At 67.7% G+C, this 16,248-nt stretch carries 14 protein-coding genes; 11 read left to right on the top strand and 3 right to left on the bottom strand.

The features are described from left to right. The first annotated feature begins 193 nt into the window (after positions 1-193). Positions 194-1,771 carry a BCCT family transporter gene (locus BLS66_RS17605; RefSeq protein WP_049466615.1) on the top strand — a complete coding sequence of 526 codons (1,578 nt, stop codon included), beginning with the start codon at positions 194-196 and terminating at the stop codon, positions 1,769-1,771. A 257-nt stretch (positions 1,772-2,028) separates the two neighbouring features. On the opposite strand, the gene ggt is transcribed toward BLS66_RS17605, so the two are convergent. Next, entirely contained in the window at positions 2,029-3,747 is a 1,719-nt protein-coding gene (gene ggt / locus BLS66_RS17600) for a gamma-glutamyltransferase (protein ID WP_049469915.1), read from the bottom strand. A gap of 673 nt (positions 3,748-4,420) precedes the next feature. Between ggt and ilvC the strand changes: the two genes are divergently transcribed. The 9 genes from ilvC to leuB all read left to right on the top strand — a co-directional run bounded on the left by ilvC (position 4,421) and on the right by leuB (position 14,075). After that, on the top strand, positions 4,421-5,395 hold the full coding sequence (gene ilvC / locus BLS66_RS17595) for a ketol-acid reductoisomerase (RefSeq protein WP_074726434.1): 975 nt from the start codon (positions 4,421-4,423) through the stop codon (positions 5,393-5,395). A gap of 39 nt (positions 5,396-5,434) precedes the next feature. Continuing rightward, positions 5,435-7,171, top strand: a complete 1,737-nt coding sequence (ilvG, locus tag BLS66_RS17590) for an acetolactate synthase 2 catalytic subunit (RefSeq protein WP_057494572.1) — start codon at positions 5,435-5,437, stop codon at positions 7,169-7,171. Further along, complete coding sequence (locus tag BLS66_RS17585) at positions 7,155-7,406, top strand: ACT domain-containing protein (protein ID WP_049469921.1); 252 nt, start codon at positions 7,155-7,157, stop codon at positions 7,404-7,406. Before ilvG ends, BLS66_RS17585 begins: the two co-directional genes overlap by 17 nt. Before the next feature lie 96 nt (positions 7,407-7,502). Further along, positions 7,503-8,594 (top strand): threonine dehydratase, encoded by a 1,092-nt coding sequence (locus BLS66_RS17580; protein WP_074726433.1) that lies wholly within the window; start codon positions 7,503-7,505, stop codon positions 8,592-8,594. Further along, positions 8,591-10,177 (top strand): 2-isopropylmalate synthase, encoded by a 1,587-nt coding sequence (locus tag BLS66_RS17575; RefSeq protein ID WP_053461333.1) that lies wholly within the window; start codon positions 8,591-8,593, stop codon positions 10,175-10,177. Before BLS66_RS17580 ends, BLS66_RS17575 begins: the two co-directional genes overlap by 4 nt. A gap of 10 nt (positions 10,178-10,187) precedes the next feature. Continuing rightward, positions 10,188-10,967 (top strand): class I SAM-dependent methyltransferase, encoded by a 780-nt coding sequence (locus tag BLS66_RS17570; protein WP_074726432.1) that lies wholly within the window; start codon positions 10,188-10,190, stop codon positions 10,965-10,967. A gap of 60 nt (positions 10,968-11,027) precedes the next feature. Further along, a complete protein-coding gene (leuC, locus tag BLS66_RS17565; protein WP_074726431.1) occupies positions 11,028-12,446 on the top strand; it encodes a 3-isopropylmalate dehydratase large subunit in 1,419 nt (472 codons plus the stop codon). Beyond that, on the top strand, positions 12,446-13,024 hold the full coding sequence (gene leuD / locus BLS66_RS17560) for a 3-isopropylmalate dehydratase small subunit (protein ID WP_005410953.1): 579 nt from the start codon (positions 12,446-12,448) through the stop codon (positions 13,022-13,024). The genes leuC and leuD overlap by 1 nt, the downstream gene beginning before the upstream one ends. After that, a complete protein-coding gene (gene leuB, locus BLS66_RS17555; protein WP_074726430.1) occupies positions 13,014-14,075 on the top strand; it encodes a 3-isopropylmalate dehydrogenase in 1,062 nt (353 codons plus the stop codon). Before leuD ends, leuB begins: the two co-directional genes overlap by 11 nt. A gap of 107 nt (positions 14,076-14,182) precedes the next feature. On the opposite strand, the gene BLS66_RS17550 is transcribed toward leuB, so the two are convergent. Then, positions 14,183-14,956, bottom strand: a complete 774-nt coding sequence (locus BLS66_RS17550; protein ID WP_049469943.1) for an SDR family oxidoreductase — start codon at positions 14,954-14,956, stop codon at positions 14,183-14,185. Between the two features lie 118 nt (positions 14,957-15,074). On the opposite strand from BLS66_RS17550, the gene BLS66_RS17545 reads away from it, so the two are divergent. After that, entirely contained in the window at positions 15,075-15,980 is a 906-nt protein-coding gene (locus tag BLS66_RS17545; protein ID WP_074726429.1) for a LysR family transcriptional regulator, read from the top strand. Between the two features lie 11 nt (positions 15,981-15,991). On the opposite strand, the gene BLS66_RS17540 is transcribed toward BLS66_RS17545, so the two are convergent. Continuing rightward, positions 15,992-16,248: transposase (locus BLS66_RS17540; RefSeq protein WP_143025190.1), on the bottom strand; the 257-nt coding region annotated here is incomplete at its 5' end.

The raw sequence follows: 16,248 nt of genomic DNA, 5'->3' as shown, positions 1-16,248 counted from the left end.
TCTGCCCCTGATCGCTGCCCGTTAACAGAACCATGACGTCGCGTTCAGTAACGTGCACGCCCATCGTGTCGCTGCGACCGATGCTTCCCTCGCCGCCCCTGCGGTCCCTGCCCGGTCCGTGCTGCACGCCGCCGGCCCCCCGCTGCAAGCTCTGCTCGCTCCCCTCAATCCCCTTGATCGGAGAAGCTCCTTCATGGTGTTTCGCGTTTCCATCGCACTGGTCCTGCTGCTGGTGCTGCTCGCCGGCATCGCCCCCGGCCCCTTCAACGCCGTGGTGCAGAGCATCCTCGGCGAACTAATCCGTGGCATCGGCTGGCTCTACCTGCTGGTCGTGTTCCTGGCCCTGGTGTTCCTGATGTACCTGGCCTTTGGCCGCTTCGGCAATCTGCGCATCGGCGGCGAAGACGCCGAGCCGGAGTTCTCGCGGGCCAGCTGGATGTCGATGCTGTTCGCCGCCGGCATGGGCATCGGCCTGGTGTTCTGGGGCGCCGCCGAGCCCATTTCGCACTTCAGCAAGCCACCGGAGGGACTGGCGCCGGAGAGCATGGACGCTGCGCGTGCATCGATGCGCTACGCGTTCTTCCATTGGGGCCTGCACCCCTGGGCGATCTACGCGTTGATCGGCCTGGCAATGGCCTGGTTCCAGTTCAACCGCAATGGTCGCGGCCTGGTCAGTGACATGCTGCAGCCGATCATCGGCCGCCACCACCGCGGCTGGATCGGCCGCGTGGTCAACATCGCCGCTGTCGTCGCCACCGCGATCGGTGTTGCCACCACGCTGGGTTTCGGCACCATTCAGATCGCCGCGGGCATGGAGCGCGTATTCGGCCTGCACGCCGGCCCCACGCTGCAGCTGGTGATCATCGCAGTGGCCTTCGTGCTGTACATGGCCTCCACGCTCAGCGGCGTCGACCGCGGCGTCAAATGGCTGTCCAACTTCAACCTGGCCCTGGCGGCCGTGCTGTTGCTGCTGGTGCTGGTGCTGGGCCCGACCGGCGCGATCTTCAACACGTTCACCACCACGCTCGGCTCCTACCTCAACCAACTGGTGACGATGAGCCTGCGCATGTCGCCGTTCTCATCCAGCACCTGGGTGGCCGACTGGACGATCTTCTACTGGGCCTGGTGGATTTCCTGGGCACCGTTCGTCGGTTCGTTCATCGCGCGCATTTCGCGCGGGCGCAGCGTGCGCGAGTTCGTGATCGGCGTGGTGCTGGCCCCAACGCTGCTGGGCTTCTTCTGGTTCTCGGTGTTCGGCGGCACCGCAATCTGGATGCAGATCTTCGGCCAGGCCGACCTGGTGCAGGCACTGGGCAATGGCTATGAGACGGTGCTGTTCACGATGTTCGACAGCATGCCGCTGCCGTTGCTGCTGTCGTGCATCGCGCTGGTGCTGTTGATGATCTTCTTCGTGACGTCGGCCGACTCGGCGGTACTGGTGCTGGCCAGCATGTCCACCGATGAAGCTGGTGACCCACCGTCCAAGCGCAAGCTGGCCTGGGGTGTGGGCGTGGCGCTGATTGCCGGTGCACTGCTGCTGGCCGGAGGACTGGATGCGCTGCAGGGCATGATCACGATCGCGGCGTTGCCGTTCGCGCTGCTGATGGTGCTGGTGATGGTGTCGCTGTACCGGGTGCTGGACCAGGAATACACGCGTGAGCGACGCCAAGCGCAGCGTCAGCGGCACATGATCGATGCGTGGATCGCACGCGAGATGGCGGCGCAGGAGGAGACGCAGGCGGAGGCCGCGCGCGCGCAGGATCGGGATTGAGGGGGTTTTGCAGCCTGCGGCTGCACTGCTTTTCCAGGCAAGGGCCAAGGTCAAATTCAAAGGCGGCTCCGGGTTTCTGCTGGTTGGGTGGGGCGGTGTGGGTGGGCTGGGCGGGGGTGTCAGCCGCATGGATGCGGCTGCCAAGCCTACAAGGACGTACTTGCGGCGTCCCCCGAACAGCCTACCCACCCGGCCCAACAAGCTATTCCGCTTCTGAACCCACCGCAGAGGGGGCTCAGCCCGTTGGCCGGGAAACCTCAATACCCCGCCGCCTGCCCATCCTTGCGGCTCTCCGAAGCCCCGTAGTAAACCCCGGTCTCCGGATCGCGCATGATCGCCTGGTACCCGCCATACGGACCATCGGCGAACACGATGCGATGCCCCTTGCGCATCAACGCACGCACGGTTTCATACGGGAAGCCGGTTTCCAGGTTCACTTCACCACCGTCGGTCATCGCCGTGGCCTGCCCGGTCGGCTCGGTCGAACCTTCATGCTGGATCCGCGGTGCGTCGCCGGCCTCCTGCAGGTTCATGCCGAAGTCGACCAGGTTCATCACGATCTGCGCGTGCCCCTGCGGCTGCATCGCACCCCCCATCACGCCGAAGCTGGCATACGGCTTGCCGCCCTTGGTGATGAAGGCCGGGATGATGGTCTGGAACGGGCGCTTGCCCGGGGCATAGCCGTTGGGATGGTTCTTCTGCAGCACGAACATCTCGCCACGATCCTGCAGGATGAAGCCCAGCCCCGGCGGCGCCATGCCGCTGCCCATGCCGCGGTAGTTGGACTGGATCAGTGACACCATCATGCCGTCGGCGTCGGCCACGGTCATGTAGATCGTGTCGCCCTCCTCCAGCTGCTTCGGCGTGCCCGGCTGTACTTCCTTCAACGCCTTGTCCATCGAGATCAGCGCGCGGCGCTGCGCGGCGTACTCCTTGGAGATCAGCTTCTGCACGGGTGCCGGCTGGAACGCCATGTCGGCATAGAAGCGCGCACGGTCGGCGAAGGCCAGCTTCTTCGCTTCAACGAACAGGTGCACGTGCTCGGGTGAGCCGAACGGGATCTTCGAGAAATCGTAGCCTTCCAGCACGTTGAGGATCTGCAGCGCAGCGATGCCCTGGCTGTTCGGCGGCAGCTCCCAGACGTCGTAGCCACGGTAGTTGCTGCTGACCGGCTCGACCCATTCACCCTGGTGATCGGCCATGTCCTGGTAGCTCAGGTAGCCACCGTTGGCCTTGAAGTAGTCACCGATGGTGCGGGCGATGTCGCCCTTGTAGAAGGCGTCGCGCCCGCCGTCGGCGATCTTCTGCAGCGTGCTGGCCAGGTTCGGGTTCTTCCACATCTCGCCCTTGCGCGGGGCGTGGCCGTTGATCGTGAACTGCTCCTTGAAGCCCGGGTACTGCGACAGCTTCGGCACCGAGCGGTCCCAGTAGTAGGCGATCACTTCGGCCACCGGGTGGCCTTCGCGGGCGTAACGGATGGCCGGCGCCAGGTTGTCGGCCATCGGCTTGCGGCCGAAGCGGCCGTGCAGGGCAAACCAGCCGTCGACGGCACCGGGCACCGACACCGGCAACGGGCCGGTGGCCGGGATGTCCTTCAGGCCACGGCGCTGGAACTCGGCCAGGGTGAGCGACTTCGGCGAGCGGCCCGATCCGTTGTAGCCATAGAGCTTCTGTGTCTTCGGGTCCCAGACGATGGCGAACAGGTCGCCGCCGATGCCATTGCCGGTCGGCTCCATCAGGCCAAGCGCCGCGTTGGCGGCAATCGCCGCGTCCACCGCCGAACCCCCCCCCTTCATCACGTCCAGCGCGATCTGGGTGGCCAGCGGCTGCGAGGTGGCGGCCATCGCATGCGGGGCGATCACCTCCGAACGGGTGGCGAAGGTGTGGCCGGTGATGCGGTCGGCGGCGAGGGACAATGCGGGCACGGCGGCCAGCACGGCGGCGGCCAGCAGGGATCGGGCAAGGCGTCGGGACACGGTCGGGTTCCGATGGAAGGGTGATCCCCTGATCTTCGCCGCTGCGACCTCCCTGCGGTATCGGGCAGAGGTCATGGACGTTGATCCCGGGGTGGATGCAGACCAAGGCAGAAAGCCGCCGGATTCCGCGCAAAAACCGCCCTGAAAGGAGTGAATTCGGGTTCACCGAAACACTTTCAGCGGCAACCATCCTTGCGCCACAAGCGATTGCGCCGGATGCAGCCGAAACCTTGAAAAATTCTGCCGCGAGGGTTGACACCGCCAAAACGGCTGTGTTTCTCTCGATCACATGTTGCATCACAACACGCCACCGCGAACCCACATCGAAGCCGCCGCCACCGGCGCCGCCTCGCTGCGTTCGATTCTTGTGCTCGTACTTATTACCCAGCCAACAGGTGCGGGACGAGCCAGCGTGTAAGCAGCAGATACACCGGAACTCATCAAAACCCGCACCCGCCCCGGTGCGGGTTTTTTCATTTCAGGACCTGGTTTCAGACGCAACCACCATGAACTCCGCCAACGTCAACACCTGGAGCAGCACCGCCACGACACCTCGTGGTGGCTGTGCCTGTGCGGCGCATGGTGCCTCCTCCACCGCTTTCCCCTGACCGGCCGGTACGTCACCTCGACGACCGGCCGTTCTTTTTTCTTCCCACCGCAAGGAACCTCCCCCATGAGCACCAACGACCTGCCCCAGACCAAGATCGCCGTCATCGGCTACGGCAGCCAGGGCCGCGCCCACGCACTGAACCTGCGCGAATCCGGCTTCGACGTGGTGGTAGGCCTGCGTCCGGGCGGCCCGACCGAGGTCAAGGCACAGGCCGATGGCTTCACCGTGAAAGCACCGGCGGATGCGGTGAGGGATGCCGACCTGGTCGCCGTGCTGACGCCGGACATGGTGCAGAAGAAGCTCTACGACGACGTGCTGGCGCCGAACATGAAACAGGGTGCGGTGCTGTTGTTCGCGCACGGCCTGAACGTGCACTTCGACATGATCAGGCCGCGCGAAGACCTGGACGTGGTGCTGGTTGCGCCCAAGGGCCCGGGCGCGCTGGTGCGCCGCGAGTACGAGATCGGCCGTGGCGTGCCCTGCATCTGGGCGGTCTACCAGGACAAGAGCGGCAAGGCCGCCGAGTACGCACTGGCCTATGCGGCCGGCCTCGGCGGTGCACGCGCCAACCTGATCCAGACCACCTTCAAGGAAGAGACCGAGACCGACCTGTTCGGCGAGCAGGCGGTGCTGTGCGGCGGCGCCTCGGCGCTGGTGCAGGCCGGTTTCGAGACCCTGGTGGAAGCGGGCTACCAGCCGGAGATCGCCTACTACGAAGTGCTGCACGAACTGAAACTGATCGTCGACCTGTTCTACGAAGGTGGCATCTCGCGCATGCTGGAATTCATCTCTGAAACCGCGCAGTACGGCGACTACGTCAGCGGCCCGCGGGTGATCGACGCCAGCACCAAGGCGCGCATGAAGGAAGTGCTGAAGGACATCCAGGACGGCACCTTCACCAAGAACTGGGTGGCCGAGTACGAAGCGGGCCTGCCGAACTACAACCGGTTCAAGCAGGCCGACCTGGAGCACCCGATCGAGAAGGTGGGCAAGGAACTGCGCGCCAAGATGGTCTGGTTGCAAGGACAGGCCGCGTAACCGCGCGGCCCTCCCCCACCCGCTTTGCAAGGTTCCCCCATGAACTCTTCCACACACCGCAGCGCGCCGCCCAACGGCGCGCGCTGGCTGACCCAGGCGCTGGAAGCCGAAGGCGTCCGCACGCTGTTCGGCTATCCCGGCGGCACCATCATGCCGTTCTACGACGCGCTGGTGGATTCGTCGCTGAAGCACATCCTGGTGCGCCACGAGCAGGGTGCCGCACTGGCGGCGAATGGCTTCGCCCGCGCCAGTGGCCAGGTCGGCGTCTGCGTGGCCACCTCCGGCCCCGGCGCCTCAAACCTGGTGACCGGCATCGCCGATGCGATGCTCGACTCGGTGCCGATGGTCTGCATCACCGGCCAGGTCGGCACGCCGCTGCTGGGTACCGACGCCTTCCAGGAACTGGATGTGTTCGGCCTGACGATGCCGATCGTCAAGCACAGCTGGCTGGTGCGCAGCGTCGATGACCTGCCGCGCGTGGTGGCCGATGCGTTCCGCATTGCCCGTGAGGGTCGCCCCGGCCCGGTGCTGATCGACCTGCCCAAGGACGTGCAGTTGGCCGATGCCAGCCATCTGCCGGCGCATGTGCCCAGCGGCGTCGAACCGCCGCCAGCACCGGCCGAGGCCGCCATCGCCGAGGCCATTGCCGCGCTGGCCGCGGCCGAGAAGCCGGTGGTCTACGCCGGGGGCGGCATCGCGCTGGGCGATGCGGTGCAGGACCTGCGCGACTTCGTCGAAGCCAGCGCCATCCCCACCGTGATGACGCTGCGCGGGCTGGGCGCGCTGCCGGCCAGCCATCCGCAGTCGCTGGGCATGCTGGGCATGCACGGTACCCGCGCGGCCAACATGGCGGTGCAGGAAAGCGACCTGCTGCTGGTGCTGGGCGCACGCTTCGATGACCGTGCCACTGGCAAGCTGGCCGAATTCGCACCGTTCGCCCGCGTCGTCCATATCGATGCCGACGCCTACGAGATCTCCAAGCTGCGCAGCGCCGATATCGCCGTGCCCGGCAACGTCGGCCATGCCATCCGTGCCCTGCGTGCGGCCTTCCCCTCCCCCAAGGCCCATCAGGACGCATGGCGCAAGCGCTGTGCACAGCACCGCGATCGCTTCGCCGCGCGCTACGACGCACCGGGCCAGCACATCTACGCCCCGGCACTGCTGAAGCGCCTGAGCGAACTGGCGCCGGCCGATGCGGTGATCGCCTGCGACGTCGGCCAGCACCAGATGTGGGTCGCGCAGCACTGCCGCTTCAACCACCCGCGCAACCACCTGACCAGTGGCGCGCTGGGCACCATGGGCTTTGGCCTGCCAGCGGCGATGGGCGCGCAGTTTGCGTGCCCGGAACGTACGGTGGTGCTGGTGTCCGGCGATGGCAGCTTCATGATGAACGTGCAGGAGCTGGCCACCATCGCGCGCTGCCGCCTGCCGGTGAAGATCGTGCTGCTGGACAACAGTTCGCTGGGCATGGTGCGGCAGTGGCAGGAGCTGTTCTTCGCCGAGCGCTACAGCGAGATCGACCTGTCCGACAACCCCGACTTCGTCGCGCTGGCGCAGGTGTTCGGCATCGCCGCGACCCGCATCGACGCACGCGACGACGTCGAGGGCGGCCTGGCCGCGCTGCTGGCCGAGCCGGGCCCGGCGCTGCTGCACGTGGCCATCGATGCGCGCGCCAACGTGTGGCCGCTGGTGCCGCCGAACACCGCCAACAGCACGATGCTGGAAAGCAACCCCGCCCACGCCCGCCAGGAGACCCCCAATGCACTACCGGCTTGACCTGGTGCTGCACCCGGCCGAAGGCGCGCTGCTGCGCGTGATCGGCATGGCCGAACGCCGCGGCTTCGCGCCGCGCGCGATCAGCGGTGCGCCGGTGGCCGCCGACGATGGCCGCTGGCACCTGCAGCTGGTGGTGGATGGCCAGCGCCCGGCGGAAACGCTGTGCCGCCAGATCGAGAAGATCTACGACTGCGTGTCCGTGCAGGTCACGGCCGTGGAAGGAGCAGCCCCATGAACACCCGTACCGTAGCGACCACGGTGCCGGTACGGAGGCGTCTTCTTCGTCGTCCGTGCCCGCATGCGGCGGTCCTCCGCACCGCGCTGGTGGCCCATGCCGGCCGCTGACACCAACCAGGAAAGCGATGTCGGCGACGTAAGCGTTGCCGACGTCCTGGCAGCGCAGGCCCGCCTGCGCCGCTTCCTGCCGCCCACCCCGCTGCACCATGCCGAGCGCTTCGGCACCTGGCTGAAGCTGGAGAACCTGCAGCGCACCGGTTCCTACAAGGTACGCGGCGCCCTGAACGCGCTGCTGGCCGGCCGCGAGCGCGGTGACACCCGGCCGGTGATCTGCGCCTCGGCCGGCAACCACGCCCAGGGCGTGGCATGGGCCGCCTACCGCCTGGACGTGCCGGCCATCACCGTGATGCCGCATGGCGCACCGGCCACCAAGATCGCCGGCGTCGCCCATTGGGGCGCCACCGTGCGCCAGCATGGCACCAGCTACGACGAGGCCTACGCCTTCGCCGTCGAACTGGCGCAACGCCACGGTTACCGCTTCCTGTCCGCTTTCGACGACGCCGACGTGATCGCCGGCCAGGGCACCGTCGGCATCGAGCTGGCCGCGCACGCGCCGGACGTGGTGATCGTGCCGATCGGTGGCGGCGGGCTGGCTTCCGGCGTTGCACTGGCGCTGAAATCACAGGGCGTGCGCGTGGTCGGCGCGCAGGTGGAAGGCGTTGATTCGATGGCACGCGCGATCCGCGGCGACGTGCACGAGATCGCCCCCGTCGCCTCGCTGGCCGACGGCGTGCGGGTCAAGATTCCCGGTTTCCTCACCCGCCGCCTGTGCACCTCACTGCTGGATGACGTGGTGATCGTGCGCGAGGCCGAGCTGCGCGAAACCCTGGTCCGGCTGGCACTGGAAGAACACATCATCGCCGAGGGCGCCGGCGCGCTGGCCCTGGCCGCAGGCCGCCGCGTGGCCGGCCGCCGCAAGTGCGCGGTGGTATCCGGCGGCAACATCGATGCCGGTGTCCTGGCCGGCCTGCTCACCGACATCCGTCCGCGCCCGCCGCGCAAGCCTCGGCGACGGCGCAGCGAAACACCGCGCTCGCCCGGCAAGGCCAGCGCCCTCGCCTCCCCCGCCTCTTCCCCTTCCCCCCTGCAAGCCGTCGCACCCGCTGTCGAGGAGATTTCCCTGTGACCACCATCGAACGAATTACCACCCCGCGCATCCGCATCTTCGACACCACCCTGCGTGACGGCGAGCAGTCCCCCGGCTGCAGCATGAGCCCGCCGCAGAAGCTGGTGATGGCGCGTGCGCTGGACGAACTGGGCGTGGACATCATCGAGACCGGCTTTCCGGCCAGCTCGCAGTCCGACCGCGAGGCGATGGCCCTGATCGGCCGCGAACTGCGCCGCCCGAGCCTGAGCCTGGCGGTGCTGTCGCGCTGCCTGCAGGCCGATATCGAGACCTCGGCACGTGCACTGGAAGCGGCGGCCAACCCGCGCCTGCACGTGTTCCTGTCGACCAGCCCGCTGCACCGCGAGCACAAGCTGCGGATGACCCGCGAGCAGGTATTGGAGTCGGTACGCAAGCATGTATCGCTGGCACGCTCGTACATCGACGATGTCGAATTCTCGGCCGAGGATGCCACCCGCACCGAGCTGGACTACCTGATCGAAGTCTCGCGCGTGGCCATTGCCGCCGGCGCCACCACCATCAACCTGCCCGACACCGTCGGCTTCACCACGCCGGAAGAGATCCGCGCGATGTTCCAGCAGGTCATCGCTGGCGTCGCCGACGTGCCGAACGCCGCCAATGTGATCTTCAGCGCGCACTGCCACAACGACCTCGGCCTGGCCGTGGCCAACTCGCTGGCTGCCATCGAAGGCGGCGCACGCCAGGTCGAGTGCACCATCAATGGCATCGGCGAACGTGCAGGCAACTGTTCGCTGGAAGAAATCGCGATGGTGCTGAAGGTGCGCCAAGCCTTCTACGAACAGGACAGTTCGATCAACACGCCGCGCATCGTCGGCACCTCGCAGCTGCTGCAGCGCCTGGTCGGCATGCCGGTGCAGCGCAACAAGGCCATCGTCGGCGCCAATGCGTTCGCCCACGAATCGGGCATCCACCAGCACGGCATGCTGCGCCACCGCGGCACCTACGAAATCATGCGTCCGGAAGACGTCGGCTGGGAGGATTCGCAGATGGTGCTGGGCCGCCACAGCGGTCGCGCCGCCGTCGAAGCGCGCCTGCGTGCGCTGGGCTTCTGGCTGGACGAAGACGAACTGAAGCTGGTGTTCGAGCAGTTCAAGGGCCTGTGCGAACAGCAGCGCGTGGTGACCGATGCCGACCTGCAGGCGCTGATGCAGGGTGGCTCCAACGCGCAGGGCTACCGGCTGGCCTCGATGACCATCAGCGATGTCGGCAGCCGCGCCAATGCGCTGGTCGAACTGTCCGACCCGGACGGCAATCGCGTGGCTGAGACCGCGCAGGGCGATGGCCCGGTCGATGCGCTGTTCGGCGCACTGTCGGCCGCCACCGGCGTGCAGCTGATGCTGGACAGCTACCACGTGCACAGCGTCGGCATCGGCGCCGATGCGCGCGGTGAAGCCAATCTGAGCGTGCGCCACGAAGGCGTGGAGTACGACGGCACCGGTACCAGCAAGGACATCATCGAGGCCTCCGCACTGGCGTGGCTGGACGTGGCCAACCGCCTGCTGCGCCAGCGCCAGGCCGCCACCCACAGCGGCACCGACGTTCCCGCTTCCGCCACCGCCTGAGGAACCCACCATGATCGCCTTCGACACCCCCACCCCGGCCAACGCCGCTGGCCAACAGTGGAACGCCCAGGACTATGCGATCGATGCTGGCTTCGTGCCGCTGCTGGGTGGCGCGGTATCGCGCCTGCTCGACCCGCGCGCCGGTGAACGCATCCTCGACCTGGGCTGTGGCGATGGCGTGCTCAGCACCGAGCTGGCCCTCAGCGGCGCCCGCATCCACGGCGTGGATGCCTCGCCGGAACTGGTCATCGCCGCCCGTGCCCGCGGTGTCGACGCCCAGGTGATGGATGGGCACGCGCTGTCCTTCGACGGCGAATTCGATGCCGTGTTCAGCAATGCCGCACTGCATTGGATGACCACGCCGGACCGCGTGCTGGAAGGCGTGCGCCGCGCGCTGCGCCCCGGCGGGCGCTTCGTCGCCGAGTTCGGCGGCCATGGCAACGTGGCCACGATCATCGCCGCAGTGCAGGCCGCGCGTGCAGCGCATGGCCATGGTGCCAGCACGTTCCAGTGGTACTTCCCCACGGCCGACGCCTACGCCGACCGCCTGCGCCAGCATGGCTTCCACGTGCAGCTGATCGAATGCACGCCGCGCCCGACCGCGCTGCCGACCGGCGTGGCCGGCTGGCTGCGGGTTTTCGCCGCGCCGCTGCTCGACGATCTGCCGGCCGAGGCCCGTGCGGCCGTGCGCGAAGCCGCCAGCGCGCTGCTGGCCGACCTGCCGCGCAATGCCGCCGGCCAGCCGCTGGCCGACTACGTCCGGCTGCGCGTGCTCGCACGCCGCCGCTGACCGGCCTCTTTCATCTACATTCCCGATGTCCGCTCCTTCGTACTTCTGCCAGGCATACGCATGACCTCCGCACCCCGCACCCTGTACGACAAACTGTGGGACGCCCACGTGGTCGTCCCCGAATCCGACAGCGCGCCCGCCGTGCTGTACATCGACCTGCACCTGATCCACGAGGTGACCTCACCGCAGGCGTTCACCGAGCTGCGCGCGCGTGGCCTGTCGCCGCGCCGCCCGGATCGCACCAAGGCCACGATGGACCATTCCACGCCGACGTTGCCTGCCGCCGCCGACGGCTCGCTGCCCTACGCCAGCGCCGCCGCCGAAGCACAGGTCGCCACTCTGGCGCGCAACTGTGCCGAGTACGGCATCGAACTGTTCGACATGGCTTCTGACAACCGCGGCATCGTCCACGTGATCGCGCCGGAACAGGGTTTCACCCAGCCCGGCATGACCATCGTCTGCGGCGACAGCCACACCTCCACCCACGGCGCGTTCGGGTCGCTGGCGTTCGGCATCGGCACCAGCGAAGTCGGCCACGTGCTGGCCACCCAGTGCCTGCTGCAGCGCAAGGCCAAGACCCTGGCAATCACCGTTGACGGTGCGCTGGCGCCGGGGGTCGGCGCCAAGGACGTGGTGCTGCACATCATCGGCGTGATCGGCGTCAACGGCGGCACCGGCCATGTGATCGAGTTCCGTGGCAGCACCATCGAAGCGATGGACATGGAACAGCGCATGACCCTGTGCAACATGTCGATCGAGGCCGGTGCACGCGCCGGCATGGTGGCGCCGGACCAGGTCACCTTCGACTTCGTCGCCAACACGCCGCGCGGCCCCAAGGGTGCCGACTTCGAGGCCGCGGTGTCGCGCTGGCAGCAGCTGCGCAGTGATGAGGGTGCACGCTTCGACAGCGAAGTGCACATCGACGCGGCCGACGTCCGTCCGACCCTGACCTGGGGCACTCATCCAGGTACCGCCATCGCGGTCGATGCGCCGATCCCGGCAGCCAACGATGCCGCCGCACAGAAGGGCCTGGACTACATGCACTTCCAGCCCGGCAGGGCGCTGGCCGGTACGCCGGTGGACGTGGTGTTCGTCGGATCCTGCACCAACGGTCGCCTGAGCGACATGCGCGAAGTCGCGCAGGTGCTGCGCGGCCGTCGTGTCGCCGAGCGGGTACGCATGCTGGTGGTGCCGGGCTCGGAGATCGTCAAGCGCGAAGCTGAAGCAGAAGGCATCGACGAGATCGTGCGCGCCGCCGGCGCCGAGTGGCGCGAGCCGGGCTGCTCGATGTGCATCGCCATGAACGGCGACCTGGTGGCGCCCGGCCAGCTGGCCGTGAGCACCAGCAACCGCAATTTCGAAGGCCGCCAGGGCCCCGGTTCGCGCACGCTGCTGGCCTCGCCGATGAGCGCGGCGTGGGCCGCGGTGAACGGGCATGTTGCCGATACCCGCGAACTGTTCGCACAGGAGGTGGCGTAATGGCCGGTTTCCGTACCTTGACCTCGGCCAGCGTGGTGCTGCGCCAGACCAACATCGACACCGACCAGATCATCCCGGCGCGGTTCCTGTCCACCACCGAACGCGCCGGCCTGGGCCGCAACGCGTTCAATGACTGGCGCTGGCAGGCCGACGGTTCGCCGGTGGCCGACTTCGCCTTCAACCAGCCGCACAACGCCGGCCGCAGCATCCTGCTGGCGGGGCGCAACTTCGGCTGCGGCTCGTCGCGTGAGCATGCCCCCTGGGCGCTGACCGACCTGGGCCTGCGCGCCATTGTCAGCAGCGAGATCGCCGATATCTTCCGCGGCAATTCACTGAAGAACGGCCTGCTGCCGATCGTGCTGGACGAAGCCGACGTGCAGGCGCTGATGCAGCGCCCCGACGACGAACTGACCATCGACGTGGCCGCGCGCGAACTGCGCACGCCCGATGGCCGCGTCTATTCCTTCCCGCTGGATGGCTTCTCGCAGACCTGCCTGCTGGAAGGCGTCGACCAGTTGGGGTATCTGTTGGGCCGTGTCCCTGAAATCGAACGTTACGAGAGTGAGCATGCACGCTGAAATTGTTGTCCTGCCCGGCGATGGCATCGGCCCGGAAGTGGCCGCTGCGGCCGTTGCCGTCCTGAAGGCGGTTGCCACGCGCTTCAACCACACCTTCACCTTCAGCGAGCACGACATTGGTGGCATCGCCATCGACCGCCACGGCGAACCGCTGCCGGCGTCGACGCTGGCTGCGTGCCAGGCCGCCCATGCGGTGCTGCTGGGTGCGGTCGGCGGCCCGAAGTGGTCCGACCCCAATGCCAAGGTGCGCCCGGAACAGGGCCTGCTGGCGATCCGCAAGGCGCTGGGCCTGTACGCCAACCTGCGCCCGGTGCGTACCCACGACGCCGCGCTGCACGCCTCGCCGATCAAGGCCGAGCTGCTGCAGGGCGTTGACTTCGTGGTGGTGCGCGAACTGACCGGCGGCATCTACTTCGGCGACAAGACCCGCGACGCCGACAGCGCCAGCGACCTGTGCCGCTACACCGTGGCCGAGATCGAGCGCGTGCTGCGCAGCGCCTTCCGCCTGGCCCAGCAGCGCCGCGGCAAGCTCACCTCGGTGGACAAGGCCAACGTGCTGGAAACCTCGCGCCTGTGGCGTGACGTGGCCGCGCGCATCGGCCGCGAGGAGTTCCCGGACGTGGCGCTGGAGCACCAGCTGGTCGATTCGATGGCCATGCACCTGCTGGCCAAGCCGCGCGAGTACGACGTGATCGTCACCGAGAACATGTTCGGCGACATCCTCACCGACGAAGCTTCGATGCTGGCCGGTTCGCTGGGCCTGCTGCCGTCGGCCTCACTGGGCGAGCCGGGTGCGGTCGGCATCTACGAACCGATCCATGGTTCGGCGCCGGATATCGCCGGCAAGGGCATCGCCAACCCGTACGCGACGATCTTCAGCGCCGCGATGCTGCTGCGCCATTCGCTGGGGCTGGAAGACGAAGCCGCAGCGGTGGAAGCGGCGGTGCACGCGGTGCTGGACGACGGCGTGTTCACCGCCGATCTGGCGGCCAAGGGCCAGGCGGTGAGCACCGCCGCCGCGACCGATGCGGTGCTGGCGAAGCTGGGCTGACCCATCCGGTAATACCTGTAGCGTCAAACCGTGCTCGACTCATGCAACAGCAGTCGGGCATGGCTCGACGCTACAGATATGCCGCGGCCACGCCCTGCATGGCTGCGTTATTTGGTGGTGTAACCGCCATTGACCAGGATGGTCTGACCGGTCATCCACCAGCCATCGGTGACCAGGAAGCGGATCCACGGCACGATGTCGGCGATGTCGGTCAGCCCGGTGCGGGTGAACGCCGACAGCGCCGCCGCGGTCTTGTGATACGCCTGCGCGTCGGCACTCTCAGCCGGATAGAAGAACGGCGTGTCCATCGGACCGGGGCCGATCGCGGTCACCGAGATGCCGCGCTCACCGAACTCCTTCGACGCCGCGCGAGTGAAATGCTCGACCGGCGCCTTGGTGCCGGCATAGCTGGAATAGAACGGCGTGAACGCACCCAGCAGCGAGGTGACCAGAGTGCAGATGCGGCCGCCGTCGTTGACATGACGGCCGGCCTCCTTCAGGAAGAAGAATGCGGCCTTGGCGTTGACCGCGCTCATCTCGTCATACTCCGCTTCGCTGATGTCCAGCAGCGGCTTCTTCAGCACCTTGCCGACCGTATTGATGGCGATGTCGGGACGTCCGACCGCTGCCACGGCCTCGGCGAACAGGCGCTCCATCGCTGCCGCCGTCGTCAGGTCGCCCTGCAGCGCCACCGCTTTGCTGCCGGCAGCCTGCACGGCGGCAACGGTCGCTTCGGCGTCGGCCTGGCTGGCGGCGCTGTTGTAGTGGATGACGATGGCTTTGGCGCCCTGGCGGGCGAAGTCGCGGGCGATCAGTCCGCCCAGGTTCTTGGCGCCACCGGCGATCAGCACGGTCTTGCCCTTCAGGGAATGGTCGGTCATGGCGTGAGTCTCGGGAGGAGGGTGGCCCGGGGTGGCAACCCTGCCCTGACGACGATATCGTGCAGAAAATGCGGATAAAGCCCGCCGCATTGACTTAACTTTCCAGAGCCCGCGAACAATGGACCGGATCGACCGCTTCCGCATCTTCACCCGGGTTGTGGAGTGCGCCAGCTTCACCCGCGCCGCCGACCAGCTCGGCCTGCCCCGCTCCACCGTTTCGGCGGCGATTGCGGAGCTGGAGCAGCGGCTCGGCACCCGCCTGCTGCAGCGCTCGACCCGCCGGGTGTCCACCACCCACGACGGCGACGTGTTCCATGCGCGCTGCCTGCGCCTGATCGCCGAGGTTGAGGACGCCGAATCGCTGTTCCGCCAGGACGACGCGCAGCCGATGGGCTTGCTGAAGATCGATGTGCCCAGCCGCATCGGCCGCCGCATCATCGCCCCGGCCCTGCCCGACTTCTTCGCGCGCCAGCCGCAGGTGGAAGTGGACCTGGGCATGACCGATCGCGCGGTGAACCTGATCGAAGACGGCTGCGATGCCGTGCTGCGGGTCGGCCAGCTGGGCGATTCCAGCCTGGTGGCGCGCACGCTGGGCCAGCTCGACTTCGTCAACGTGGCCGCGCCCGCCTACCTGCGCGAGCACGGTGTTCCGCAGCATCCTGCCGAGCTGCAGCAGCACCGCGCGGTGAACTATGCGTCGCCGACCACGGCACGGGTGGAACCGTGGGAATGGCAGGATGGCGCCCAGCTGCGCACGCTGCCGATGCCCGGCTGGGTGCGGGTCAACAGCGCCGAGGCGTCGATCGCGTGCTGCGTGGCGGGTTTGGGGCTGCTGCAGATTCCGCGCTACGACGTGCAGGCCGAGCTGCAATCCGGCGCCCTGGTGGAGGTCATGCCGCAGCACGTAGCGCAGCCGCTGCCGGTGACCCTGCTGCAACCGCACCGGCAACACCGCGCACTACGCGTGCAGGTGTTCGTCGAGTGGCTGCTGCCGGTGCTACGGACCGGCCTGCAGCTGCAGTAGCAACTGTCTTGTCAGGGGCAGCCGAGGGCCACCTCGGCGTCCCGCTTACGGGCGTTTAGGATCACCAGCATTTTGCGCATGACCGCCACGAGCGCCACCTTGCTCGCTTTGCCCTTGGCCTTCAGACCAGCGTAAAACGCGCGCAGTCTTGGCTCGTACCGGATGGCCGTCAGGGCCGCCATGTAAAGGGCTTCGCGTACCACCGCGCGCCCACCACTGATCCGCCGTTGGCCCTGCCAGGTGCCACTTTCGCGGTTCATCGGGGCCA

Source organism: Stenotrophomonas pavanii (assembly GCF_900101175.1).
Lineage (GTDB): Bacteria > Pseudomonadota > Gammaproteobacteria > Xanthomonadales > Xanthomonadaceae > Stenotrophomonas > Stenotrophomonas pavanii.
This window is presented reverse-complemented; position numbering and strand designations above follow the sequence as displayed.

Excerpts from the sequence above, each read along its gene's own strand:
- ilvC (WP_074726434.1), top strand. The coding sequence starts at position 4,421 with ATGAGCACCAACGACCTGCCCCAGACCAAGATCGCCGTCATCGGCTAC.
- BLS66_RS17545 (WP_074726429.1), top strand. The coding sequence starts at position 15,075 with ATGGACCGGATCGACCGCTTCCGCATCTTCACCCGGGTTGTGGAGTGC.
- leuD (WP_005410953.1), top strand. The coding sequence starts at position 12,446 with ATGGCCGGTTTCCGTACCTTGACCTCGGCCAGCGTGGTGCTGCGCCAG.
- leuB (WP_074726430.1), top strand. The coding sequence starts at position 13,014 with ATGCACGCTGAAATTGTTGTCCTGCCCGGCGATGGCATCGGCCCGGAA.
- ilvG (WP_057494572.1), top strand. The coding sequence starts at position 5,435 with ATGAACTCTTCCACACACCGCAGCGCGCCGCCCAACGGCGCGCGCTGG.
- BLS66_RS17550 (WP_049469943.1), bottom strand. The coding sequence starts at position 14,956 with ATGACCGACCATTCCCTGAAGGGCAAGACCGTGCTGATCGCCGGTGGC.
- BLS66_RS17570 (WP_074726432.1), top strand. The coding sequence starts at position 10,188 with ATGATCGCCTTCGACACCCCCACCCCGGCCAACGCCGCTGGCCAACAG.
- BLS66_RS17605 (WP_049466615.1), top strand. The coding sequence starts at position 194 with ATGGTGTTTCGCGTTTCCATCGCACTGGTCCTGCTGCTGGTGCTGCTC.
- leuC (WP_074726431.1), top strand. The coding sequence starts at position 11,028 with ATGACCTCCGCACCCCGCACCCTGTACGACAAACTGTGGGACGCCCAC.
- BLS66_RS17580 (WP_074726433.1), top strand. The coding sequence starts at position 7,503 with ATGCCGGCCGCTGACACCAACCAGGAAAGCGATGTCGGCGACGTAAGC.
- BLS66_RS17585 (WP_049469921.1), top strand. The coding sequence starts at position 7,155 with ATGCACTACCGGCTTGACCTGGTGCTGCACCCGGCCGAAGGCGCGCTG.